The sequence below is a fragment of the Pseudoalteromonas tunicata genome (assembly GCF_002310815.1).
Classification (GTDB): Bacteria; Pseudomonadota; Gammaproteobacteria; order Enterobacterales; family Alteromonadaceae; genus Pseudoalteromonas; species Pseudoalteromonas tunicata.
In genome coordinates, this window is the sequence record NZ_CP011032.1 from 3366358 (window position 1) to 3387508 (window position 21151).

The window sequence follows — 21151 nt, forward strand, 5'->3', positions numbered from 1 at the left end:
GATTAAATTGGACTTTGTTGCACCTCTACAGCTTGCCCCTCGGTTAAGCGCTCAGCGCCACGTACTGCCACTTTATCCCCTAATTGTAATGCTTGTTTAGGGTCAATAGTGGCGACTTCAACCCACTGCCCTTGGCCTTTTCCAACCGAAACAGCAATATGATGCGCCTTATTTTGTGCATCAATTTTCACCACATGAACACCCTGCTTACGTAAAATAAGCGCATCACGGTCGACTAAACTTACGGCTTCATTCTTAACCAGAGGTACATCGACTTCAACTAATTGACCACTTGCCCAACGACTTTGCGCGGTTTGAGTAATTAACGCTCGAACTTCAAAGGTTTGTGAGCGAGCATCCGTTGCGGGTATGACCGCTGTAATATTCGCTTGTGCCGAGAGCTCGCCATCAAAAGCGCTCGTTTTAATCGATAACTCTTGGCCATTAGCTAAATACTTGAGGTATTTTACAGGTACAAATAAGCGCACTTCTAAATTTTGCGTATCAAGCAACGTTACCAATTCATCAGCACGATTAACGTCACTACCAACTTGGCGAAAACGTTGGCTAATTACCCCACCAAAAGGTGCTTTTACCGTGGCTCGAGCAATATGATCATCAAGTTGCTTAAGTTTTAGTTGTGCAAGTTCAATATCTGATAGCGCTAGATCATGCTGATTTTGAGTTTGATCAACCGCAAAAGCCGCGGTACTGTCAGTTTTGGCAAGCGACATTAGCCGTGCTAACTCTTGTTGATGATATTTTAAATTAATTTTTGCCCGCTTGATTAAGGCTTCTTGCTCGGCACGCTGTAACTGGAGTGGTAGCATATCAATTTTAGCAATCACTTCGCCTTCGCGTACTTGCTGCCCAGGCTCGACCACATACGTCAGTTGGCCATTCGCTCCAGCAGTTAAATTCACATCATTGCGGCCAAATACCGTACCGTGGATCATGACACTGCTACTAAGTGGCGTAATTTTAACACTACTGACCGATACCGGCACTGGAGGTATTTCTGCTGCGCCGAGTGCGGCACTAAAGCTTAAAACACTTATTAAACATAGCTGAGTTAATACTTTCATTGGGTTCTCACTTTTGATTTGCAGCAAAATTAACCGCAACCACATCAGGGATTTGATTGGGGATAGCACTGATTTGCGCTGCTAATTTTTGTTCGCCCAAGCGCAATAAACTAGGCATTAAAACTAAGGTGAAAATAGCGCTAATTGCCATCCCCCCCACAATAACCGTTGCTAAACCGCGATAAATTTCAGAACCTACCCCAGGCATAAGCATTAGTGGCAACATGCCAAATAAACTAGTTAAGGTACTTAAATACACCGGGCGAGCTCTTATAAGGACGGCTTGTTCTACCGCTTTGGTACGACTAAGCCCGGCACGTTCTGCTTCGCGGGTTTGGTCAACCAGCAAAATAGCATTATTGACCACTAAACCGAGTAAAATGATAAAACCTATCATGGTAAGTAAATCAAGAGATTGAAAAGTAAATAGATTTAAAAGCGCCAAGGCTAAGACTCCACCTGCGACTGCCATTGGCATCACCAATAACACCAAAAAACTATCTTTGGCTGACTTAAATAACGCCGTCATCAGTAAAAATAAAATAAACATCGCAAGAGCAAAGTTGATTTGCATTTCATCAATCGCTGATGCCATTTTCTCGGCATTCCCCGCTAAAATGAGGCTGGCATCACTGGGTAATTGCGCTTTCATTATCGGTAGCACTTTTTCGTTTAATAACTGCTGAGCTTGTTGCAACGACATATCCTCAGGCGGCGTCACTAAAATACTGACTGTTCGTTTACCATTCACCCGTCTAAGTTGCGAAGGTCCTACTGTGCGTTCAAGTGTGGTTAGCTCACCCAAGGTTTGAATCCCAGCATCGGGACTCGCTATCGGCAGGGCTGCTAACTGCTCCGGTGTTTGCCATTGCGTTGCTCGTAAAATGACATTCATCCGCTCATTTCCATCAAAATACTCAGTGACAAATAAGCCACTGGTAAAGGCTTGAATGGCTCTGGCAACATCGGTGCGAGTAAGCCCAGCTTGGCTAATGCGTCTATCGTTTGGATGCAAGCGAAGTTCGGGTTCGGCCATATCAAGCGAAGGTTGAGGCTGTGCAGTTGAGCCCGGCATTTGCTCCGCAACTGTTTTAAGGCCAAGCTCTGCAACTTCAATTAATTTGTCCATATCCGGCCCTTTTAGATCTATGCTTAAAGTACGACCATTTCCGCCATTAGATACTTGGATCATCGAACCTCGAAACAAAAAGACTTGCGTATCAGGTAAACCGGCAAAGATTTCGTTACGTGCTACATCCATCAACTCTTGGACGTGAAGTGGATCATCAGCATAAATAAACCCTCCTGCATTTGATCCAAAGACATAAAAATTAAAATTGCGGATTTTAGGCAGTTTTTCACCGGTATAATGCGGCATTAATCGTTGTTTTACTCGACTTGCTATTTCTGCCTCCATAAATTCAATATTGCCGCCTGGAGGGGTATTTAAGCTGTAAAAAAAGCCATCCGTTGGCGCTCTTGGCATAAAGTCGGTTTGCGGCAAAAAAGCCCATGTCGCGATAACAGAGCCAAGTAATAAACTAGCAATCCAGCTCCACTGTTTTGTTTTACTATTGGTCAGCTTCATTACCCATTGCGTTAAACTTTGCCAATAAGCCGCAAATGGGTCTGCTTTCGCGGGTTGGGTGAGTAAATATTTACTGGCGATGGGAATAATAGTCACAGCGCTTACAAACGATGCAATCACCGCAATCGATAAGGTGAGCGCTAAATCTGAAAATAACTGACCTTCAATGCCCGCCATAAATAAAATAGGTAAGAAAATGGCGACACTGGTTGCAGTTGATGCAAATAAAGCCCCACTAACCTGAACAGCTCCCTTTAAAGCGGCTTTATTATTTTCCATACCATCGGCGCGCAACCGGTTAATATTTTCTTGGACAATAATCGCAGCATCAAGCACCAAACCCACCGCAAATGCAAGGCCCGCCAAAGACACCACATTTAAACTGCGATCAAAAATATTCAGCGCTAAAAAAGCCACCATTAAGGAAACAGGGATCGTTGCAGCAATAATCAGCGTCGGGCCAAAACCACGAAAGAACAGCCACAAAATGCCACAAGCGAGTAAGACCCCTAAACCTAAATTACTTTTCACCAAATCAAGGGCATTGCGAATATGCACCGACGCATCGTAACTAAGCTCAATGGCTAACCCATGCTCTTGTAATGCACCGTCATTAAGCTCCTTGATTGCAATATTTAACTCATCAAGCACAGCCACAGTATTGGAATCATTCGAACGCGTCATGGTAATGTAATACGCAGGCTTACCATTGCGCAGTGTCATAGCTTGGCGGTCAACCAAAGTATCTTCTACTGTTGCCACATCGCGCAAATAAATGGGCCGCTGGTTTGAATAACCAATGCGCATATCGCCGAGGTTTTGGGTATTATATTGCCCAGTAAAACGCACCGTATATTGCCTGCGCCCTACATCAGCGATACCACCAGATACATCGCGACTATTGGCAAGGGTACGGGTCATATCATTAATTGAGATACCCAGTGCCGCGGCTTTGTGTGGGTCAAAGCTGACTCTCAGTTCCCGTGGACGCTGGCTTGCCATAAAGACCCTAGCAACGCCTTGAATCCGCGCTAAGCGAGGCTCAATCACATCTTCAATGACCTTTTGATAAGCTGACATATCGACACTTTCGACATCCGCCGTAGGGACAACAAGCAAAGTCGCGGCCGTTGGGCCACCGCTGCCGGGGCCTGCATTGCCACCAGCTGAAATGATAGGGTCGATCGCATCTAAGGGTAATGGAGGGGCTTGATTTAGATTATTTAATACATCTAACATAGCTTGTTGCATGTCAGCTCCCACTTCAAACGTGAGGGTAATAGAACCATTACCCTGACCTATCTGAGTAGTGACATCAATTGCACCAGGCGTATTTTTCACCGCATTTTCAAGCGGCTCAATAATAACCGATTCGATTTCTTCCGGAGCGGCAGAGCGCCAGCCAGAAAAAATACTAATTTGAGGTTGCTCGATATTTGGCGTGAGCTGAATGGGTAGTTTAAAGACACTAATCAAACCAAACAGCATGATTAAGACTAAAATGACCACCACACTCGCTGGGTTTTTCAAGGAGCTGCGGGTTAAGTTCATCAGGACTACGACTCTTGGGACAACACAATTAATTCACAAAGTGTAGTGAATTATTAACTGAAAAAACACGCTATTTTTTATGATAAATCACAGAGTTGTGATTTCACCGCATGATATCAACCGCTTAGCGCAATAGCGACACACTTTGTAACCAAAAGCCTATGTCGCGACATACTTTAGAAATATTTACGTACCCAAGGTGGGTTGTGTTTTAATGTGTATCTATAGGTAAATCGACTCGCTGCCCCCACTCGCTCCATGAGCCATCATAGACAGCTAAATCGGTATAACCGAGTTCACTGGCGGCCAGTGCTAGAATACACGCTGTGACACCCGAACCACAGCTAAATTGCAATTGTTGCACATGGCTTGGTACGCGCAGACCAAACAGCGCTTTTAGCTCTGCTGTTTTACGCAAAAAACCATGCTCAATCACATCAGGATAAGGCAAATTTTTTGAATGAGGGATATGACCTGCTCGCATGCCCGCTCTTGGCTCCGCTTGCTCACCACTAAAACGATTTGCAGGGCGAGCATCAAGTAGCATCACGTTTTCATCCGCCACAGAGTTTAATACTTGGGCAGCATCAATAAACAACCCCACCTGCACTTGAGCAATAAAATTACCTTGAGCCAACGGCGAAGAATAGGCAGATTGCACCGGCCCCTGTTGCGCCAACCATGCAGGTAAGCCGCCATCAAGCACTGCGACATTGTTAAAGCCCATGGCTTTGAACATCCACCAAGCGCGCGCCGCGCTATAAATCCCTTGGTCATCATATACCACTACCGCGCTGGTTTGACTCACGCCCATTGCTTGCATGGCTTGAGTAAAAAAAGCGGCATTTGGCATCATATTAGGCAATGGGTTAGTCGTATCATGTAAGTGATTCGAAAAATCAAAACGCTGTGCGCCTTTGATAATAGCTGCCGCCAAATAAGGCTTTGCTGATCCTGCGGGACTCATACCTGCATCAAAAACGACCAGTGAACCATCATCAATATGCTGCGCTAACCATTGACAAGAAACCAAATTGTGCGGCAGTTGCATACTTTTCCTTAGCTAATTCAATGAATATAAAATGATTATACCTAATGAATATAAAAGAGCGAGTGGCATGCTACTGGGTATTTATGCAGCTGCATCAGCATTTGAAACTAAAGATAAATACTCACCTTTTGAAAAAGCGTCTGTTGCTAATAAGCGCGCTTTAACCGCTTGCACATGCTCATTAGAGCACTCAGACCAGCGCCCAGCAATACAATAAACTTGCTGCAAATAATTAAAATAAGCATTACGAAGCAACTGATTTGGCTGCCAATTGGGCAAACGCTGAAGGGCGATTTCTAACTGATGTTGGTTACCACAGTGCAGTACTAACCCATCTAAATTAAAGCAGGCTTGTCCTAACGTAATGACTTTTTTATTTAGTAATAACCCTTCTAAACCAACAGTTGAATTAATCGTGATCACCGCTTGTGCGCCCAAAATGAGCTCCTGGGTCAGATTTGCGTTAGCAAAACAAGCTTGCGGGTCTTTATGATACAAGTGTGAATAATGCTTATGCCATGAAGGATGTTCTTTAAAAATCACCATCAAATCTGGCTGATTTAACGATTTAACCGCCTTCATTACCGCATCAAAGAGCGCTTCCATATCGCTAATCCATGGCGAATAACACACAACTTGGGTGTCGTGAGGCACTTGAAATGGCACAAAAATATACCGTTTGGGCAAGGTTTGCTCCAGCTCGGCTTTCCTGCGTATATCGGCCTTGCGTTGTTCAATCACTGGCGCTTTAAAAAGTGGCTCGGTAAGTTTGGTTTGACGTAAGTAAAATGCCGGATTTTTCACTAAACTTGCCGCCTCATTGACACCTCTTGGATCCAAACTGGTCGTATTAGGCAGCAAGCCATTTTCAAAAAAACACACCGCAATTGCCAACTGCTCTGCAGCTAATACTACGGTTTGATTTGGCAGTTTTTTTCCATTCCAGAGCACCACTTTAGCTGGCTGAAGTTCAGTGAGTAATGCTAAATATTTTGCCAAACGTAAATATTCAAATCCAAACAGTAAAGCGCGATATAAAAATAATACCAACGGAAGTTGCCAAATCAGCTGTTGTTTAGCCTGCTTACGACGAGCTTGCGTGGCAATTAGCTCTGCTAAATCGCTGCGCCATGCCATTTTTAAAAATCGCCATGCCGAAAGTTTAGGTTTACCCATTACATGCAAGTGGGCGGTTAAACCCAACTGAGGAATTAATTTACGATAGTAGCGAGCATGCACGTTGTTACGGCTGATAAATAAAAAACTCATTTTTCATTCACCTCATCAATTTTTTGCCCACTTTAACGGTAAAAAGTATCAATTTTATGACACTGATATGACTATCACTATGATGGCGCAGTCAGATAATTTACTTGGTTGATTGAGTCAGAATGTGCTTCAATAACATGATGATTTTTTTGAGAATAAAAAGATGTTAAAACAGTTAATCGCAAGTGCAATTTTACTTAGTGTTAGCCAGCTTAGCTATGCAGGCGTTATTATTAGCACTCAAGCGGGTAAAACCTTCAGCCAAACCCTGACCACCAAAGAAGCAAAAAAAATTGAAATCGCAAACGATAGTCACATAGCCTTTAGTATTGAACGTGCTAAGCCAAATGCCCGCTATGGTTTGTATTACGCCAAGTTTGAGTCAACACTTGAGCAACAACTGAATACTCAGTTATCGATGCAGTATTATGCCTTTCAAAGTGCCGTTGAGTACCCTTTGTATCAAGACTTAAATGGCTATTTTGGTGCGCACCTTGGCATCAATACAGTAAAACCAAGCTGGACAGAGTCAGATAATTACTTTGCCATCGGTTTATATACTGGGATTGAATACCAATTCACCCATGCAGCTCGCTTTCAACTTGAAACTCGCTGGATCAATACCCTAGTAAACGATAACAGTAAAATTAGCTGTGATGCGTCAAAAAATAACGACGACCAGTGTTTATGGCATTTTGATGGCGATGTACTGACTCAATTTCAAGCCAGTGCAGGGTTTAGCTACCGCTTTTAAGCATTAATAGAAAAGAGGTTTCGATGCCACATTTAGTGATTGAGTTATCTGATAACTTAGCCAACCAAGCACAGGACATGGTCTATAAAGTCCAACAAGCTGCTTTATCGTGCGGCTTGTTTGATGCACCCAGCGTTAAAAGTCGCGCCATAATTTATCAACATTTTGCACTGGGTAATTTAAGCGATAGCTTTATCCATATTCAAGCCCGCATTTTAAGTGGTCGCAACGAGAAGCAAAAACAAGAACTCAGTGATTGTTTACTCGACTGCTTACAACATTATTGGCCCAATGAAGGTTGTCTTAGTGTTGAAATTGTTGAAATGAATAAACAAAGCTACCGCAAACAACAAAAATAGCCGCAGGCTATTTTTGTACTAATCGCTTGATATCGACTTGCGGTGTTTCGTAGCCGGTAAATAACAGCCAGTTTCGCTCTGGCACATACGCCATACCGCGGGTACGGCTATAAGTACGCTCTGGTACACGTAATAAATCTTGGTGCTGAGCAGTACTGAAATTATAAAAGCCCAAGCGGTAATCATGACCACGGACCTTAAAGTAGTAAATGCCCTGCTTGGTTAATTGCCAACCGGTGCTGCTGGGTAATTTCACATCATCAAACAGGCTGCGCTCAGCCTCATGGGCTGATTTAGTCCACAGACCTTTGTCATCTTTTTTGCTGTAAATATAGGTATTTGGCGCTGACTCGACCAAATAACGCACGCCATTATCGGTGATTTTTTCAAGTAATTGATCTACTAACGTGAGCTTAAATACATCGTTACCATCGCTGACAAAAATAGCTTTATCATCCAATGACCAGCTCGCCTTGTAATGAAATGCAAATTGCGTATTCAATACCTGAACTTGGCGGGTCGCAACATCTAATAAGTACAGAACATTTTCGGTAAGCGTAATGGCATTAAATACAATAAACCTGCCATCATGAGACCAAACTGGGTCACGCACCACGGCGTTAAGCTCGGTTAATTGGGTGCGATTTGTACCATCTAAACTGGCTAGCCACAGCTCATCGCCTCCCGATTCATTAGAGACCACGACCAGCTTATTGGCCGCAGCCGAAAAATTAGGGTATCGAAAGTTATAATCTGATTGTAATAAAGGAAAAGGGGCAGAGTTAATTTGCGCATCAAGCTCGATGCGCATAATGGCTGTGCCCATTTGCCAATTATGATAGTAGATATCGCCTTTTGCATCGTAACGCGGATAACTAAACCCTTGCACGGGTAATTTCGTGAGCTCCCTCGTTTTCATATCCATTTCATAACCCAGCCGTTTGCCATTTTCATGTGAGGCAAACACCAACTTTGCTAAATTTGGATGCCACGAAACGCCCCGAATGGTATGCATCCAAGTTAATAAAACCTGTTCTTGCTGTGTTGAAAATGTGTGTAAAACAAGCTGGTGTTGGCCTGTCGACAAGCTTCGTACTACTATCATAGAAAGCTCATCAGGCGATAGTGTTACGTATTCCTCATCAAAATGACAACTTGTAACACAGGTTAACTTTTCTCGGTGTTGCGTTGTTAAATCAAGCTGATAAATGGCATTGGCATCATCCGTTTCGGTTTTCCCGATGTAGAGTAAGCGAGTATCATCTTTAAATAGCGCCAACGCCCCACCCCCAGAAGCCGCACAATGACCAATCACAGTCACATCGTCTGTTTCCAAATGTTGGGCAATGATTTGGCATTTTTGTTTTTTTCGGTAGTAATAAATCGTTTGATTATCACTGGACCAAATTGGCCGCGACTCCACAAACTCACTGTTGGTTATGTTTTTAGGTGGAACACTAGGTTGTGATAAATCTTTGAGGTATAGATCAGTATCACGATCCATTTTGCGCCACGAAAACAATAAATAGCGGCCATCTTCAGACATCGCCGGAAACAACTCTCGCCCAGGATACTGGGTTAATAATTCAGGGTCGCCATAAGTGGGGGCGACACTTGGCCGTGAAAACAAACCAACAAATAAGCCTATTAATATAAATACGCCCATAAATGCTATCGCACTTAACCATTTTATGGGCCATTTTGCATACCATTGTTTGATCAGCAGTGACTCAGCAAGCTGTGACTCTAACTCTTGATAGTGGGGTTGATACAGCAGTCGATAACCTGTTTTACGAATTGTTTCGATATATTCTTGCTGCGTTGGTTTATCAACCAAGGTTTTTCGTAAATGCCAAATCGCATTAGTGAGGGCTTTTTCGCCCACATAACCATTACCATCCCACACCGCATTTATAATTTGCTCACGAGTAACGATATTAGGATGTTGCGATGCCAAAAAAACCAAAACTTCAATAAATTTTGGCTGCAAGCTATTCGTTTGTTCTTGATTTACAACCGTGTTTTCTAACGGGTTAATCTGATAACTACCAATACGAAATGGCGTTTTTGTTAACATCTGTTATCCAAATCCAGTAAATAATCCAGTCTAAATTGTTACTCAGCATACCTAATTTTTATCTTAAAAGGCAAAAAATACGATGTAACAAAGTAATATTACCCACTTCAAGAACCAACTTAACACCTTGATTAATTTATAAATAAACCAATAGATATTAAATAGAGATAGAAACGGTTAACAATAGAGACACCTTAGATTGCGATTTATTCAACATTGCCATAAAACTGAGCAGACAAAAACACAACAACTAGAAAAACAAGGGAAATAAAAATGAAGTACATCACTTTTAAAAAGTGTCTGATCGCCTGTGCTATCAGTAGCGCCTTTATCGGTCAAACATATGCTAATGAACAATCAATAGAAAAGACAGTAATCAACGATGCTGCTCCCCAAAGTTCTACTGCAAAAGACGAACTTCCAGAAAAAATTACCGTGACAGGTTCCCGTCTTCGTCGAGACAGTTTTTCAGTTGCAACGCCTTTAGTTACGATGGACAAAGCTGAAATCCAAGATTCTGGTTTAGGATCTTTGTCAGAAATTTTGGTTGAGGGATTTCCAGCAATCAGCGAAGGTAGCAGTAATACTAACTCGCAATCGAGTGTACAAAATACCGGTCTTTCGACGATTGACCTACGTAACTTAGGCACTAATCGTACTTTAACACTAATTGATGGCCGCCGCGTTGTCTCAAATAGCTACAGTGGTAATTATGTCAGTTTAAGTACGATCCCGACCGGTATGGTTGATAGAGTAGAAATTATTTCTGGTGGAGCCTCAGCAACTTATGGTTCTGACGCTGTTGCTGGCGTGGTTAATATTATTACTCAAAGTAAAAAAGAAGGCGCTGAAATAAAAGCGCGAGCAGGAAGTTCAACCGAAGGCGGGGCTGAAGAGTTTAGCCTTGATTTGAGCTATGGCTCCTCATTTGATAATGAAAATGGTTATCTGTTTTTCAGTACCACAATTGATCGCCAATTAGGTATTAGTTTTAATGACCGCAAACGCGCTGCTATAGAAACGGATTACCGTTACAACACAACCAAAATGTGTAACGAAATGAACACTGAAAATGACTATCAATGTATGGCTGATATCACAAAAGCAGATTGGCGCGATCGTAGCGATGGCACATTAGGCGGTGTCTTTTTAGAGGCAAGCCAAAATGGCACCCAATTTTGGTATGACGAAAGTGGATTGCGTAATGATTGGAAAGATAACGAAGAGCGTTTTGGTGTCAACTCTGCACAGTGGGAAGATTTAAAAATTCCTGAAGATAGAATGTCAGCAGCGATTAAATTTGATTATGATTTTAACTCATCACTTTCGGGTTATTTCCAAGTTCAATATGCTCAAAATGATTCAGAAAATGTTAAGTCGCCTGAAGATGAATACGAAGGTGCCTATGCCTTAGTACTTGATCCAATCACTGGCGAAGCAAGTCGTGTCGCACCAGGTTACATCCCAATTAATAACCCCTATGTACCGCAAGAGATTTTAGACGCTAACCCATACAAAAATAGAATTTATTGGGATCGTCGCTTTGGTGAAGTAGGCGAGATAGTCAATGATAATAAGCGCACAACATTACGCACTTGGGCTGGTTTACAAGGCACAGCATTTAACGATCAATGGGATTGGGATTTATCAGTTGGTTTTGGTAAATTTAAACAAAAACAAAATCGCTATAACGAATTAAATACTTTCCATGTTAACAATGCATTACAAGCAGAATACGCTGATGATGGTGTTACCATTCAATGTAAAGATGAAGCGGCCAGAGCCGATGGCTGTGTACCATTAAATTTATTTGGTATTGGTTCAATTACTCCTGAAGCTGCAGATTATATTCGAGCAAACCCTACTATCACCACCGATATCGAGCAGTTTAATGTCTTAGGCTACATGACGGGTGATTTATTCGAATTGCCTGCAGGTACTGTCACTGCAGTATTTGGTGGTGAATTCCGCCGTGATTCACAAAAAGTAAAAACCAGTAAAGAACAAGAGTTTGGGGGCATTACATTTAACGTAGTTCCAACCTTCTCTGGCGATGTTGAAGTATCTGAACTTTTTGCCGAAGCTGCGATCCCGTTATTAAAAGATGCGCCGGGGGCTAAAAACTTAACGGCAGAACTATCTGCGCGTATTGCTGATTATTCTTGGTCAAATACCGGTTTAGTTGGCAGCTATAAAGTTGGTTTAATTTGGGAGCCAATAGCAGGTTATGCTATACGAGCAAACTACGCCCTCGCCCAAAGAGCACCAACAATTACTGAGTTGGTCTCACCGCCACGCGGGGATTACGATACCTTTACCGATATTTGTAATGGTGTAACTGCAACCTCAACTAATCCAGGGCATGACAATTGCCGCAAAGAACCAACCATTGCTGCAGTTATTGCTGATGAAGGCGTATTTAAAGATAGTAATAACAGCTACTCACCAAATACAGGTAATACCGAACTAAAAGAAGAAAGTGCCGATACCTATACTTTAGGGATGACATTTGCGCCGAGTTTTCTTGATGGCTTTCGCTTAGCTGTAGATTATTACGACATAAAAATTAGTGATGCAATTGCCCAAATTGACAACGCCGACATCATCCAACAATGCTACGACTCAGCATTGCCTTGGGGCACTGATAATCGTTTTTGTAATGATATAACACGCGATACAGAAGGCAATATTATCGAAATTTTGCAACGTTCATTCAATTTAGATGAATTACGTACCCGAGGCTATGATGTTGCAGCTGAATATAAATTCGATTTAACTGATCTTGGTAGCTTAACGCTAAAAGCGGATCTGACCCATGTAATTGAATATTCAAAAACCTTTGCAACCAACGATGGTATTCAAACAAACCAATATGCAGGTCAACTTGATAATGGCATATTTACCGACAGAGCATCAATGTCTCTTGCTTGGTCATATGAAGGGCTTCGTTTACGTTGGAGTACAAAATTCCGTGGCGCAATGATTGATAGTCAATCGCGTGCAGATTCTTATTTAAAAGCAATAGAAGCCAATAACGAGCGCTGTGCAGCAAATGATGTGGGTTGTATCGCAAACCCAGAACAACTTGCATACCACGAGCTACCTTCATATACGACACACAATATTTCAGCTTCGTATAATTTCGCACTGAGCAATAGCTCTGACATGCGAGTATCAGGTGGTTTAAATAATGTGTTCGATAATAAAGGACCTTTCGTATTAGGTGGCACAGGCAACTTTGACAGTAGCTACGGCGGTGGTGTTGGTCGTTTCGCTTATTTAAGTGCTGAAGTGCGCTTCTAACAGTTCATTGGTCTAGTATTAGATAATCCCAACAAAGCCAGCATTAAAGCTGGCTTTTTTATGTCCAATTTTGGATCTTAGGGTGAGATGTTCTTGAAGGCTTTGACGAATTAGTCAACACTGAGCACAATTTAACTCTTAAGATATCAACCAAGTTTGCATTTCAACTAAACGCGACTCCGTGCGCGCAAATTCAAACGCTAAGCGCTCACCTTGATACAATGCTTGCATATCAGCATTACTACTGATCACTAATAAAACTTGTTGGTCGTAACATTCATCCACTAGCGCAATAAAACGCCTCGCTTCATCATCAAGTTGCGCAAGTTCAGCCAAGTTACCACCTCGTTGATAACTATCTTCAACGCCCTGTACTAGCTGATGATTATTTTTATGCTTTGCCATTACAGGCACATTAGCCACATAAAGAACCTTAAATTGCTGCGCCAATGCAATGTAATCATTTGCACTACGGGGACCAGAGCAGAGCGCCATAAAATCAAACATAATATGCTGTTGATAACACGCCAAATAACTCATTTGACGATGGTTAATCAACAAAGTACCTGATGAGTTCACAGCCTTTGAATTACACAATGAGTTTGCTTTAAATTGAGCCTTCAGCCAATCAATATCATTTGGCACACAAAAATGGCGATACAGTTTTCCTGCTGCAAACCGGTGATCGACCAATCCAAACAATGACACAGAGTTACAATGACGCTCAAGCAAATCTATGGTGCGCAAAAAACGCTGCCGCTGCAGCCCATTTTTATAAAGTTCAGCAGGTGCACAATTAGAGGTTGCAACCAGAATAACGCCTTGTTCAAACAAAGCATCAAATAAATTAGCTAAGATCATCGCATCGCCAATATCGCTCACAAAAAACTCGTCAAAACATAATACGTGAGTTTTACTGCGCCACTGTTTGGCGATGGTTTTTAAAGGATTTTTTTGACCTTGTAACTGGGCTAAGTCTTGATGAACTTGCAGCATAAAGTGATGAAAATGAAGACGTAATTTATGTGAGGTAACAAGGTGGCTAAAAAACATATCCATCAACATCGATTTACCACGACCAACTGGACCATATAAATACACGCCTTTTAGCGGCTGTGGCTTAAATAATAACGCTAACCAACCAGTGCCCTTTTCCTTGCGAGTATTGAGCTCAATAGCGAGATAATTGAGCGCCTGCACCGCTTGCTGCTGGGCAGCATCAACTTGTAACAGCCCCTGTGCAACCAAGCTTAAATAGTGTTCTTGCATTTAACTCCCATGGGCAATCGGCTATACTCGCCGCCATTGTAACTTAGCCGCCAGAGCAGCCCTATGAAATTCCCTTGTCGATTAGATAAATTTATCAGCCATTTGACTGAATTACCACGCACTAAAACCAAAGCTGGCATCAAACGTAAATATGCCAAAGTTAATGGCACAGTGATCACCAGTTTTGATTATCAAGTCACCGAAAGTGATGTGGTGCTTTGGCAAGACAAACAACTTGAAGTGCTGGGCGATCGCTATTTTATGCTCAATAAACCTGAAGGTTACGTTTGTGCTACTAGCGATGAGTTACATCAAACAGTACTTGAATTGCTCGATGAGCCAGTCATGTCTAAATTGCACATTGCCGGTCGTTTAGACTTAGATACCACAGGCCTTGTGCTTATCACCAACGATGGTGAATGGTCGCATAAAGTAACATCACCAAAATACCAAAAATATAAAACTTACTTAGTTGAAACATTAGAACCAATGACTGACGATGCCTTACAAGAGTTACGTGATGGCGTCCAACTTCATGGTGAAAAAGGCCTCACCCAACCTGCTATTGTTGAGCTACTAGCCGAATACTCTGTACGTATCTCGATTTGCGAAGGTAAATACCATCAAGTCAAACGCATGTTTGCTGCGGTTGGTAATAAAGTTGAAGTATTACACCGCGAAAAAATCGCAGGCATTACTCTTGATCAAGATTTAGCTCCGGGTCAATATCGCCTATTGACTGCTGAGGAAATACATTCCATTTAGGCTCGCGCTATTTTTCAACATTAATAAATATCATGTTAAATAAGCGATTTTTATAAAGCTGTACCTAGCTGAGCGCTAAAAAAGCGTTATTATCTAATTAAATCAACTGTGATAATTAGGGTGGTCAGTTTTGAAATCGCTTAGTTTACGCTCAAAAATTACGTTTTTTGTCTCGATTTTATTTTTATCTCTAGTCAGTATTGCGCTGCTAGGTTTGCAGTCAATGCGCCATGCCAGTGAAACCGACAACATCGCCCGCATCAATCAACTGATGAAAAGCACCAGCAATATTGTCTATCAATTTGAAGCGCTCGCTCAGTCTGGCCAATTAACCGAACAACAAGCAAAACAATTTGCGACCCAAATATTGCGCGAAAATAAATATCATGACTCTGAATATGTTTATGTTGTTGATGATAAACTTAATTTTGTTGCAACACCTCACGACCCACAACTTCATGGCACCAGTTTTAATGACTTTAAAGATGCCACTGGCGCAAGCGTTGGCCGTATGGTTGAGGGCCTAGTTGGTAATCAAACAGACCGAATTATTACCTACCATTGGAACTCTGAACGAAATGGTGAAGTTGTAGACTTAACCTCTGTGGTACAAAAAACGCGAGTTTGGGGCTGGTATGTCGGCACCGGCATTAGCTCTAAAGAAGTTGATGATCGTTATTGGTCAACTGCAAAATGGTTACTAGCATATGCCGTGGTTATTTCGATTGTCATGTCGGCTATTTTAGCCAAGTTTGGTTTTGCTCTCATCAATAACTTAGGTGCTGAAATTAACGATGTATTACAAGTTGTTAAACAGGTATCGCGTGGTAACTTAAAAAATAATGCCCAATACAGTCAAGCGCCAAGTGACAGCATAATTGGCGCTATGAATTACATGCAAACTGGCTTGCAAGGGGTAGTTAATAGCATTAAAAATGTATCCGATACGCTTAATGAACAAAGTGGCGCCTCTGAGCGTCGATCCATTGAACTTGAGCAGCTAACTCATTCAATGAGTCATGAAACTCAAATTATTGCAGCCACCATCACACAATTATCGGCTTCAGCGGGCACAGTTTCGAGCAATGCAGAGCAAGCGGCAGAGTCGGTCAAAGAGGCTGAATTGCAAGGTAAAAATGCTTTTGCTCTAACCGAAGAATCAGCCAAAACCATCGCCCTACTCGAAAAGCAAATTGAAAACGCAGGAAGTAACATTCAACTGCTTGATGACGAAGTGAAAAATATAGATAGCGTCTTATCCGTTATTCAAGGTATTGCAGAACAAACCAATTTACTTGCGCTAAATGCGGCGATTGAGGCGGCACGTGCGGGCGATCAGGGTCGTGGTTTTGCTGTTGTTGCAGATGAGGTACGCCAACTGGCGCAGCGCACACAAGCGAGCACTGAAGAAATTCAACAAATGATTTCCAAGCTACAAAGTGCCACCAAAGATGCTAAAAATTCAGTAACACAAAGCATTGCCACCAGCGAAGAAACCGTTATTAAATCGCAGAAAGTCTCTGATCAACTCGAAAAAATCGCAATTTCTTTATCGGCAATTTCATCTATGAGCCACCAAATTTCAGTCGCTGCAAAAGAGCAGTTAGAAGCTGGAGAAGATACCGCAAGGCGCATAGTGAATATTTCCGATACAGCGAGCAATACCGCAGAAGTATCACAGCAAGCCCATAGTTCGAGCGATCAAATGAAGCGTTTAATCACCAAACTTGATCATGAAATTGCTAAATTTGAATTGTAATCTAGCTTTATTTTGAACTAAAAAGGCTGCACCGCAGCCTTTTTAGTTCAGCAGTCAAAGTCATTTAACTTGAACTAAATCAAAGTCTAGTAGTTCTGGTACTATTTGTTGAAGCTGTGTTTCGGTCTCATCAAGCAACTTTAAATAACCACAATATTCAGCTGCTTTTTTTTCCATTTGCGCCGCTTTTCGGAGTAAAGAACGGTCAATTTCTTTAGCAATAAGATCCATCCGATCGCCCATATCTGAAATACGATCTTCAATGTTGCCCTCATTTGATTCAAACGCATCGCCAAGTGCAACTAAAATAGCACCGAGTGAACCATGAACAGCTGAATGAATTTTACCACTGATTTCTTTTTCAAAAAAATCATCTAGTTTAGAAAGGGATTGTGGTGCGATATAGAAAAAATCATCGCCTTTTTTAAAGCGATCCATCAATGCGCGCTCAACATACTGTAATTGATCTTTAAGCACTGCAGGCTCTTTACCTGTGTAACCTGTCACGACTTGCTCAATCGCGGTTAATCCTAAATTAACCCCATCAGTCGCTAACGATACAAGTTCAGGCACAGTGTCACGCAAACCTTTGCTGTATTGCATCAAGACTTGACTCTCTTTTTCATCGAGGATTTTCCAGCGACCTTTAATAAACAATTGATTATCATTGTTTATTTGTACTCGTGTTTGCCCTTTATCGACGATTCGGATCACATCTTCAGTAATGATCAAACCATGGCCAAGCTGCACATCACATTGTTCTTGCGCAAAAAGCTGCGTGCTACAACATAATAAAAGCAGCATATTGAAGCGTGATTTAAAACTGAGTACGTGTTTGAACATGAGTCCCCCTTGAGAGCTCAAGGGTAACAAACTGCATAACGGCTTTCAAAACAAATCGAAGCCCGCAGCTCACAAAGGGGCATTTAAATGCTATAACTGCCAACCATTTTTGCACGTTATTTGGCGTATCGCACTAAGCGTACAAAAACATCCGCTTGTTTACGTTTTAAATTATTTTTACCACTATAAAACGCATAAGACCAAGCGTGATCAGCCATATCAATACTTGAAGTATTACTCCAATAATTTTCAGCCACGGTCTCCGGAAATAACTCACTATTGATCGCAGGGTTAACACAACTGCGCTCAACTAACGTCGCCAGTTCTTTTGTACTTGGTAAATGCCAGTCGGAGTAATTGGCAAAGGTTGTTTGCTTGGCATTTAGTAATGCTTGCTGCCAAGTCATTTGTAATGCATTGCCTGAACATGTACTGGTATCACTTTGCCAGGTTTGTCCTAAACTACAACGCATCCACATCAAACCAGTCCGAAGATCGTGTGCAGTACCATCAACGCTGGTACTAAAAGACTCCGTACTGGTCGTCGCGATTAAATCTTTGTCATAGCAGGTTTGCGCCATGGCAGTTTGGCTAACAACCGCAAGGGCAAATACATAATATTTCATCGTCAACTCCTAAGGTGTTCTTACCAAACGTAAATAAGCGGTACTGGTTTTTGGATAGGCCAAATCGTTACCGGTTTGAAAATCTAAAATCCAAGCAAAATTTAAACTTTGCCCATCAGCACTGGTTTCTTTAGTCCAATAACGTAGGTGTCCAAGCGTATTTGAGTTTGGCAAATTAGGAAAATACTCAGTATCTATTAATGGGCCATTCCCTTGTTTAGCGAGATCCATCAATCCCATCAATTCGTTATAACTTGGAATACGCCAATTATTCGCCCCACAAAAATTAGCGGCGTTCACTTGGGCGACATAGGTTTCAATACCGCAATCAACATCACTTGGACAAGACGATTTAGCTGCAGCTGCAAAGCCTGGCACTCCACCATTACCCTCGCCAGTGTAAAACCAACTATAACTATTTTGTCCTTCACGGAGTTGAGTATTAGGAATAATACCTATATTTGCTTGTTTCACTTCCCAAATCAGCCCTGTTACGTTGTCACGTACACAACTAAAATTAGTAGCAGTATCAGGTAATTCATCAGCAAATTCATCAAGCTTGGTAAAATCAAATGCGAGTGTACCAGCACCGACTTTATCGAGATAATCAGCAACAACATCACGCCCAAGCTCTGCATCTTGGCCTGGAAAATCCGCATTACCACAACTAATTGCAGCACTGTTGCTGTAGCATTTATTCATACCAGAATCATTATTAAGGCCAAGGGGTAAAGGTTGAAGGTTTATTTGAGTTTGTGCCGTAGCAGTGCGGCTATTATCATCAGTAATAGTTACCTCAAAAATTAATTGCTCGGCGATATCAATATCTGGCACGATAAAACGCGACTGACATTGCTCTGCATCAATTAAATTCACCAAAGTACCTGACACTTGTTGCCAGTAGCAGCTATAGCTGTCGGTTAGGGCTTTTGAAGCTGAAGCATCGAGATTCACGGTTGCAAACTCGCCAACTGTTTGCGCATCTCCTGCATCAGCGGCAATTACTTGCGTGGTTTTTCGTAAAATCAAATCATGGTAGTTAGTACTTTTCCCCCCCTCATCATCAGTAATCGTTAAACTAAATTGCACTTGGCTATCTTGCTCTAACAGTGGATGAGTAAAGGTTAAATCTTTATTAGTTAAGTCAGTAATTTCTAATGGTTCACCTGCGGTTTGTAACCATTTATAGCCAACAATTACCCCATCTGTATCGGGATCTTTGGAACCATCGCTACTAAGTATAATGGTATCGTTGTATTTAGAAGGCAATTGGGCCGGTGCAGTTTGTTTGATGGAAACTATTGGTAATTGATTAACCGAGTTCACGGTGACAGTGACTGAATCCATCAAAATTTCTTTTGCTGGCGTAGTGTATTTGAGATCGAATACTAGCTGCGTTGTAAGCTTAACCGATGGTAATGTCACTGATTGCGTTGCACCAGTGAGTGGAAAATTACTTAATAGAGGGCCACTTACTTGTGACCATACGAATTCACCACCTGAAGGTGTTGCTTGACCGGCGAGTGTGATAACTGATTTTTCTGCTGCTGCTTGATCGCTACCTGCATTAATACTACTTACAGGCAGTGGAGCCGGTGTATTTGTTGAATCTCCCCCACCACCGCCACCACAAGCAGTCACTAAGCATACTGAAAGAGTGAGGCATACCAAGTTTCTATACATAATCTATTCCTGTACTAAGACTGAAACAGATGAAGCAAAAAACGAGCCAGCTATTGATTACTAAAGGTAACTTTCCTGATGGATACGAACGAACAATTTAGTTCCTATTTTTGTGTAATCAATTTTATATTCACGACCGTCAAGTGCTTGAATAAAAAGTAAAGATTTCTCTTCACTAAAGACCTCAGGACTTGCTATGTGCATCACTTCAAGATAGCGCTCTTTAGCATCGCGACGGTTTTTTGGCAGTTCTTCTTTAAATGGTTCAAGACCATGCTGAGTCACTTTAATCTTTGGGTGATTATCACCATTGACTAATACTAAGTCATACTTTTTTTCTTTGTGGATAATAGTATTACGACCACTCAGAATATAAGCTCTTTCCAAACTCATGATCTTGTTCCTGTTATGCTTTTTATATTACAACGATAATTCATCACTTACTGGACTCAAAATACTCTCGGCATTGAGTTGCCAACGATGAATTAAATAAACAAACTGATCAGCATTTCGATCCAGCATATTAAGCGGGATTAATAAATCATAGCCAATAAGTTGACGTAAGTTAATCATTCTATTAGCAAACATAGCGATCAATCCACTATAAACCTGCCCTTTTTGACTGCAAAAATCGGTATTTTCAACTAAAAATGACTCTACGTCTTGTATTTGTTGGTATTTTTCACGTAATGACTCACGCAATAAATGTCGTTGTTCGATTAATATTCGTGCAGCTAAACGTGGCGCAAGCTGCTGCAAAAAACTATCGTAATCTTTAACTTTGAGTCCAACGCAATTAAGGGGCTTATTTAACAGCTCATCACCAATACTAGGTATTCCTGCCACAGCAAGGTTCTCGCGAGTTAATTCCCAGCAACCATATTTGTGATGAAACTCTAATTGGTCTTGATAAAAAACCAAACTAAAGCGTGGTTCAGTCATTTTAAAATAACCAATTAACATTCCCACCAAACAAGCACTAATCAGCATTATTTCGGCAATTAAGATGGTACCGGGCTTTAACTTAATCGCTAACATTAAAATAAGTAGCGCTAAACTACTGACTAAAAAAGTCTCGACACCATGTTTATTACTACTCGCTTGGATCACCAAGCGCATTTGCTCTTTTAAAAGCCTAACCATAACGATAAAAACTAAAATAAATAATA

General features: G+C 41.6%; 16 protein-coding genes. 5 read left to right on the forward strand and 11 right to left on the reverse strand.

The window, feature by feature from the left end; all coding sequences use genetic code 11:
* Positions 1-2: 2 nt before the first annotated feature.
* The 4 genes from PTUN_RS15275 to PTUN_RS15290 form a co-directional block, all read right to left on the reverse strand.
* Positions 3-1085, reverse strand: coding sequence for an efflux RND transporter periplasmic adaptor subunit (locus tag PTUN_RS15275; protein WP_040643774.1), 1083 nt, complete (start codon positions 1083-1085; stop codon positions 3-5).
* Positions 1086-1092: 7 nt separating this feature from the next.
* On the reverse strand, positions 1093-4224 hold the full coding sequence (locus PTUN_RS15280; RefSeq protein WP_009837848.1) for an efflux RND transporter permease subunit: 3132 nt from the start codon (positions 4222-4224) through the stop codon (positions 1093-1095).
* A gap of 211 nt (positions 4225-4435) precedes the next feature.
* Positions 4436-5275 (reverse strand): sulfurtransferase, encoded by an 840-nt coding sequence (locus tag PTUN_RS15285; protein WP_009837849.1) that lies wholly within the window; start codon positions 5273-5275, stop codon positions 4436-4438.
* An 81-nt stretch (positions 5276-5356) separates the two neighbouring features.
* Positions 5357-6544: a capsular polysaccharide export protein, LipB/KpsS family gene (locus PTUN_RS15290; RefSeq protein ID WP_009837850.1), complete on the reverse strand. Its 1188-nt coding sequence runs from the start codon at positions 6542-6544 to the stop codon at positions 5357-5359.
* Between the two features lie 163 nt (positions 6545-6707).
* Here PTUN_RS15290 and PTUN_RS15295 point away from each other — a divergent pair, with 163 nt between their 5' ends.
* Both PTUN_RS15295 and PTUN_RS15300 read left to right on the forward strand, forming a co-directional pair.
* Positions 6708-7298 (forward strand): hypothetical protein, encoded by a 591-nt coding sequence (locus PTUN_RS15295; protein ID WP_009837852.1) that lies wholly within the window; start codon positions 6708-6710, stop codon positions 7296-7298.
* Between the two features lie 23 nt (positions 7299-7321).
* Positions 7322-7657 carry a 5-carboxymethyl-2-hydroxymuconate Delta-isomerase gene (locus tag PTUN_RS15300; RefSeq protein WP_009837853.1) on the forward strand — a complete coding sequence of 112 codons (336 nt, stop codon included), beginning with the start codon at positions 7322-7324 and terminating at the stop codon, positions 7655-7657.
* A gap of 7 nt (positions 7658-7664) precedes the next feature.
* Here the strand turns inward: PTUN_RS15300 and PTUN_RS15305 are convergent, their stop codons facing one another.
* On the reverse strand, positions 7665-9734 hold the full coding sequence (locus PTUN_RS15305) for a winged helix-turn-helix domain-containing protein (RefSeq protein WP_009837854.1): 2070 nt from the start codon (positions 9732-9734) through the stop codon (positions 7665-7667).
* Positions 9735-10007: 273 nt separating this feature from the next.
* Between PTUN_RS15305 and PTUN_RS15310 the strand changes: the two genes are divergently transcribed.
* The gene (locus PTUN_RS15310) at positions 10008-13037 is read left to right on the forward strand and encodes a TonB-dependent receptor domain-containing protein (protein WP_009837855.1); all 3030 of its coding nucleotides are present in this window, start codon (positions 10008-10010) and stop codon (positions 13035-13037) included.
* A gap of 138 nt (positions 13038-13175) precedes the next feature.
* Here the strand turns inward: PTUN_RS15310 and zapE are convergent, their stop codons facing one another.
* Positions 13176-14306, reverse strand: a complete 1131-nt coding sequence (gene zapE, locus PTUN_RS15315; protein WP_009837856.1) for a cell division protein ZapE — start codon at positions 14304-14306, stop codon at positions 13176-13178.
* Between the two features lie 63 nt (positions 14307-14369).
* On the opposite strand from zapE, the gene rsuA reads away from it, so the two are divergent.
* Positions 14370-15071, forward strand: coding sequence for a 16S rRNA pseudouridine(516) synthase RsuA (gene rsuA, locus PTUN_RS15320; protein ID WP_009837857.1), 702 nt, complete (start codon positions 14370-14372; stop codon positions 15069-15071).
* Positions 15072-15201: 130 nt separating this feature from the next.
* Positions 15202-16830 (forward strand): methyl-accepting chemotaxis protein, encoded by a 1629-nt coding sequence (locus tag PTUN_RS15325; protein ID WP_009837858.1) that lies wholly within the window; start codon positions 15202-15204, stop codon positions 16828-16830.
* Between the two features lie 60 nt (positions 16831-16890).
* Here the strand turns inward: PTUN_RS15325 and PTUN_RS15330 are convergent, their stop codons facing one another.
* The 5 genes from PTUN_RS15330 to PTUN_RS15350 form a co-directional block, all read right to left on the reverse strand.
* On the reverse strand, positions 16891-17634 hold the full coding sequence (locus PTUN_RS15330; RefSeq protein ID WP_040643775.1) for a YggN family protein: 744 nt from the start codon (positions 17632-17634) through the stop codon (positions 16891-16893).
* Positions 17635-17789: 155 nt separating this feature from the next.
* Positions 17790-18299: an Lcl C-terminal domain-containing protein gene (locus PTUN_RS15335; protein WP_009837860.1), complete on the reverse strand. Its 510-nt coding sequence runs from the start codon at positions 18297-18299 to the stop codon at positions 17790-17792.
* A 9-nt stretch (positions 18300-18308) separates the two neighbouring features.
* Positions 18309-19982, reverse strand: a complete 1674-nt coding sequence (locus PTUN_RS15340) for an Lcl C-terminal domain-containing protein (protein WP_040643692.1) — start codon at positions 19980-19982, stop codon at positions 18309-18311.
* Between the two features lie 60 nt (positions 19983-20042).
* The gene (locus PTUN_RS15345; RefSeq protein WP_009837862.1) at positions 20043-20375 is read right to left on the reverse strand and encodes a hypothetical protein; all 333 of its coding nucleotides are present in this window, start codon (positions 20373-20375) and stop codon (positions 20043-20045) included.
* Between the two features lie 27 nt (positions 20376-20402).
* A complete protein-coding gene (locus tag PTUN_RS15350; protein WP_009837863.1) occupies positions 20403-21125 on the reverse strand; it encodes a DUF2982 domain-containing protein in 723 nt (240 codons plus the stop codon).
* Positions 21126-21151 lie beyond the last annotated feature (26 nt).

Coding starts and splice junctions, on each gene's coding strand:
- PTUN_RS15275 (WP_040643774.1), bottom strand. CDS start 1,085: ATGAAAGTATTAACTCAGCTATGTTTAATAAGTGTTTTAAGCTTTAGT.
- PTUN_RS15280 (WP_009837848.1), bottom strand. CDS start 4,224: ATGAACTTAACCCGCAGCTCCTTGAAAAACCCAGCGAGTGTGGTGGTC.
- PTUN_RS15285 (WP_009837849.1), bottom strand. CDS start 5,275: ATGCAACTGCCGCACAATTTGGTTTCTTGTCAATGGTTAGCGCAGCAT.
- PTUN_RS15290 (WP_009837850.1), bottom strand. CDS start 6,544: ATGAGTTTTTTATTTATCAGCCGTAACAACGTGCATGCTCGCTACTAT.
- PTUN_RS15295 (WP_009837852.1), top strand. CDS start 6,708: ATGTTAAAACAGTTAATCGCAAGTGCAATTTTACTTAGTGTTAGCCAG.
- PTUN_RS15300 (WP_009837853.1), top strand. CDS start 7,322: ATGCCACATTTAGTGATTGAGTTATCTGATAACTTAGCCAACCAAGCA.
- PTUN_RS15305 (WP_009837854.1), bottom strand. CDS start 9,734: ATGTTAACAAAAACGCCATTTCGTATTGGTAGTTATCAGATTAACCCG.
- PTUN_RS15310 (WP_009837855.1), top strand. CDS start 10,008: ATGAAGTACATCACTTTTAAAAAGTGTCTGATCGCCTGTGCTATCAGT.
- zapE (WP_009837856.1), bottom strand. CDS start 14,306: ATGCAAGAACACTATTTAAGCTTGGTTGCACAGGGGCTGTTACAAGTT.
- rsuA (WP_009837857.1), top strand. CDS start 14,370: ATGAAATTCCCTTGTCGATTAGATAAATTTATCAGCCATTTGACTGAA.
- PTUN_RS15330 (WP_040643775.1), bottom strand. CDS start 17,634: ATGCTGCTTTTATTATGTTGTAGCACGCAGCTTTTTGCGCAAGAACAA.
- PTUN_RS15335 (WP_009837860.1), bottom strand. CDS start 18,299: ATGAAATATTATGTATTTGCCCTTGCGGTTGTTAGCCAAACTGCCATG.
- PTUN_RS15340 (WP_040643692.1), bottom strand. CDS start 19,982: ATGTATAGAAACTTGGTATGCCTCACTCTTTCAGTATGCTTAGTGACT.
- PTUN_RS15345 (WP_009837862.1), bottom strand. CDS start 20,375: ATGAGTTTGGAAAGAGCTTATATTCTGAGTGGTCGTAATACTATTATC.
- PTUN_RS15350 (WP_009837863.1), bottom strand. CDS start 21,125: ATGGTTAGGCTTTTAAAAGAGCAAATGCGCTTGGTGATCCAAGCGAGT.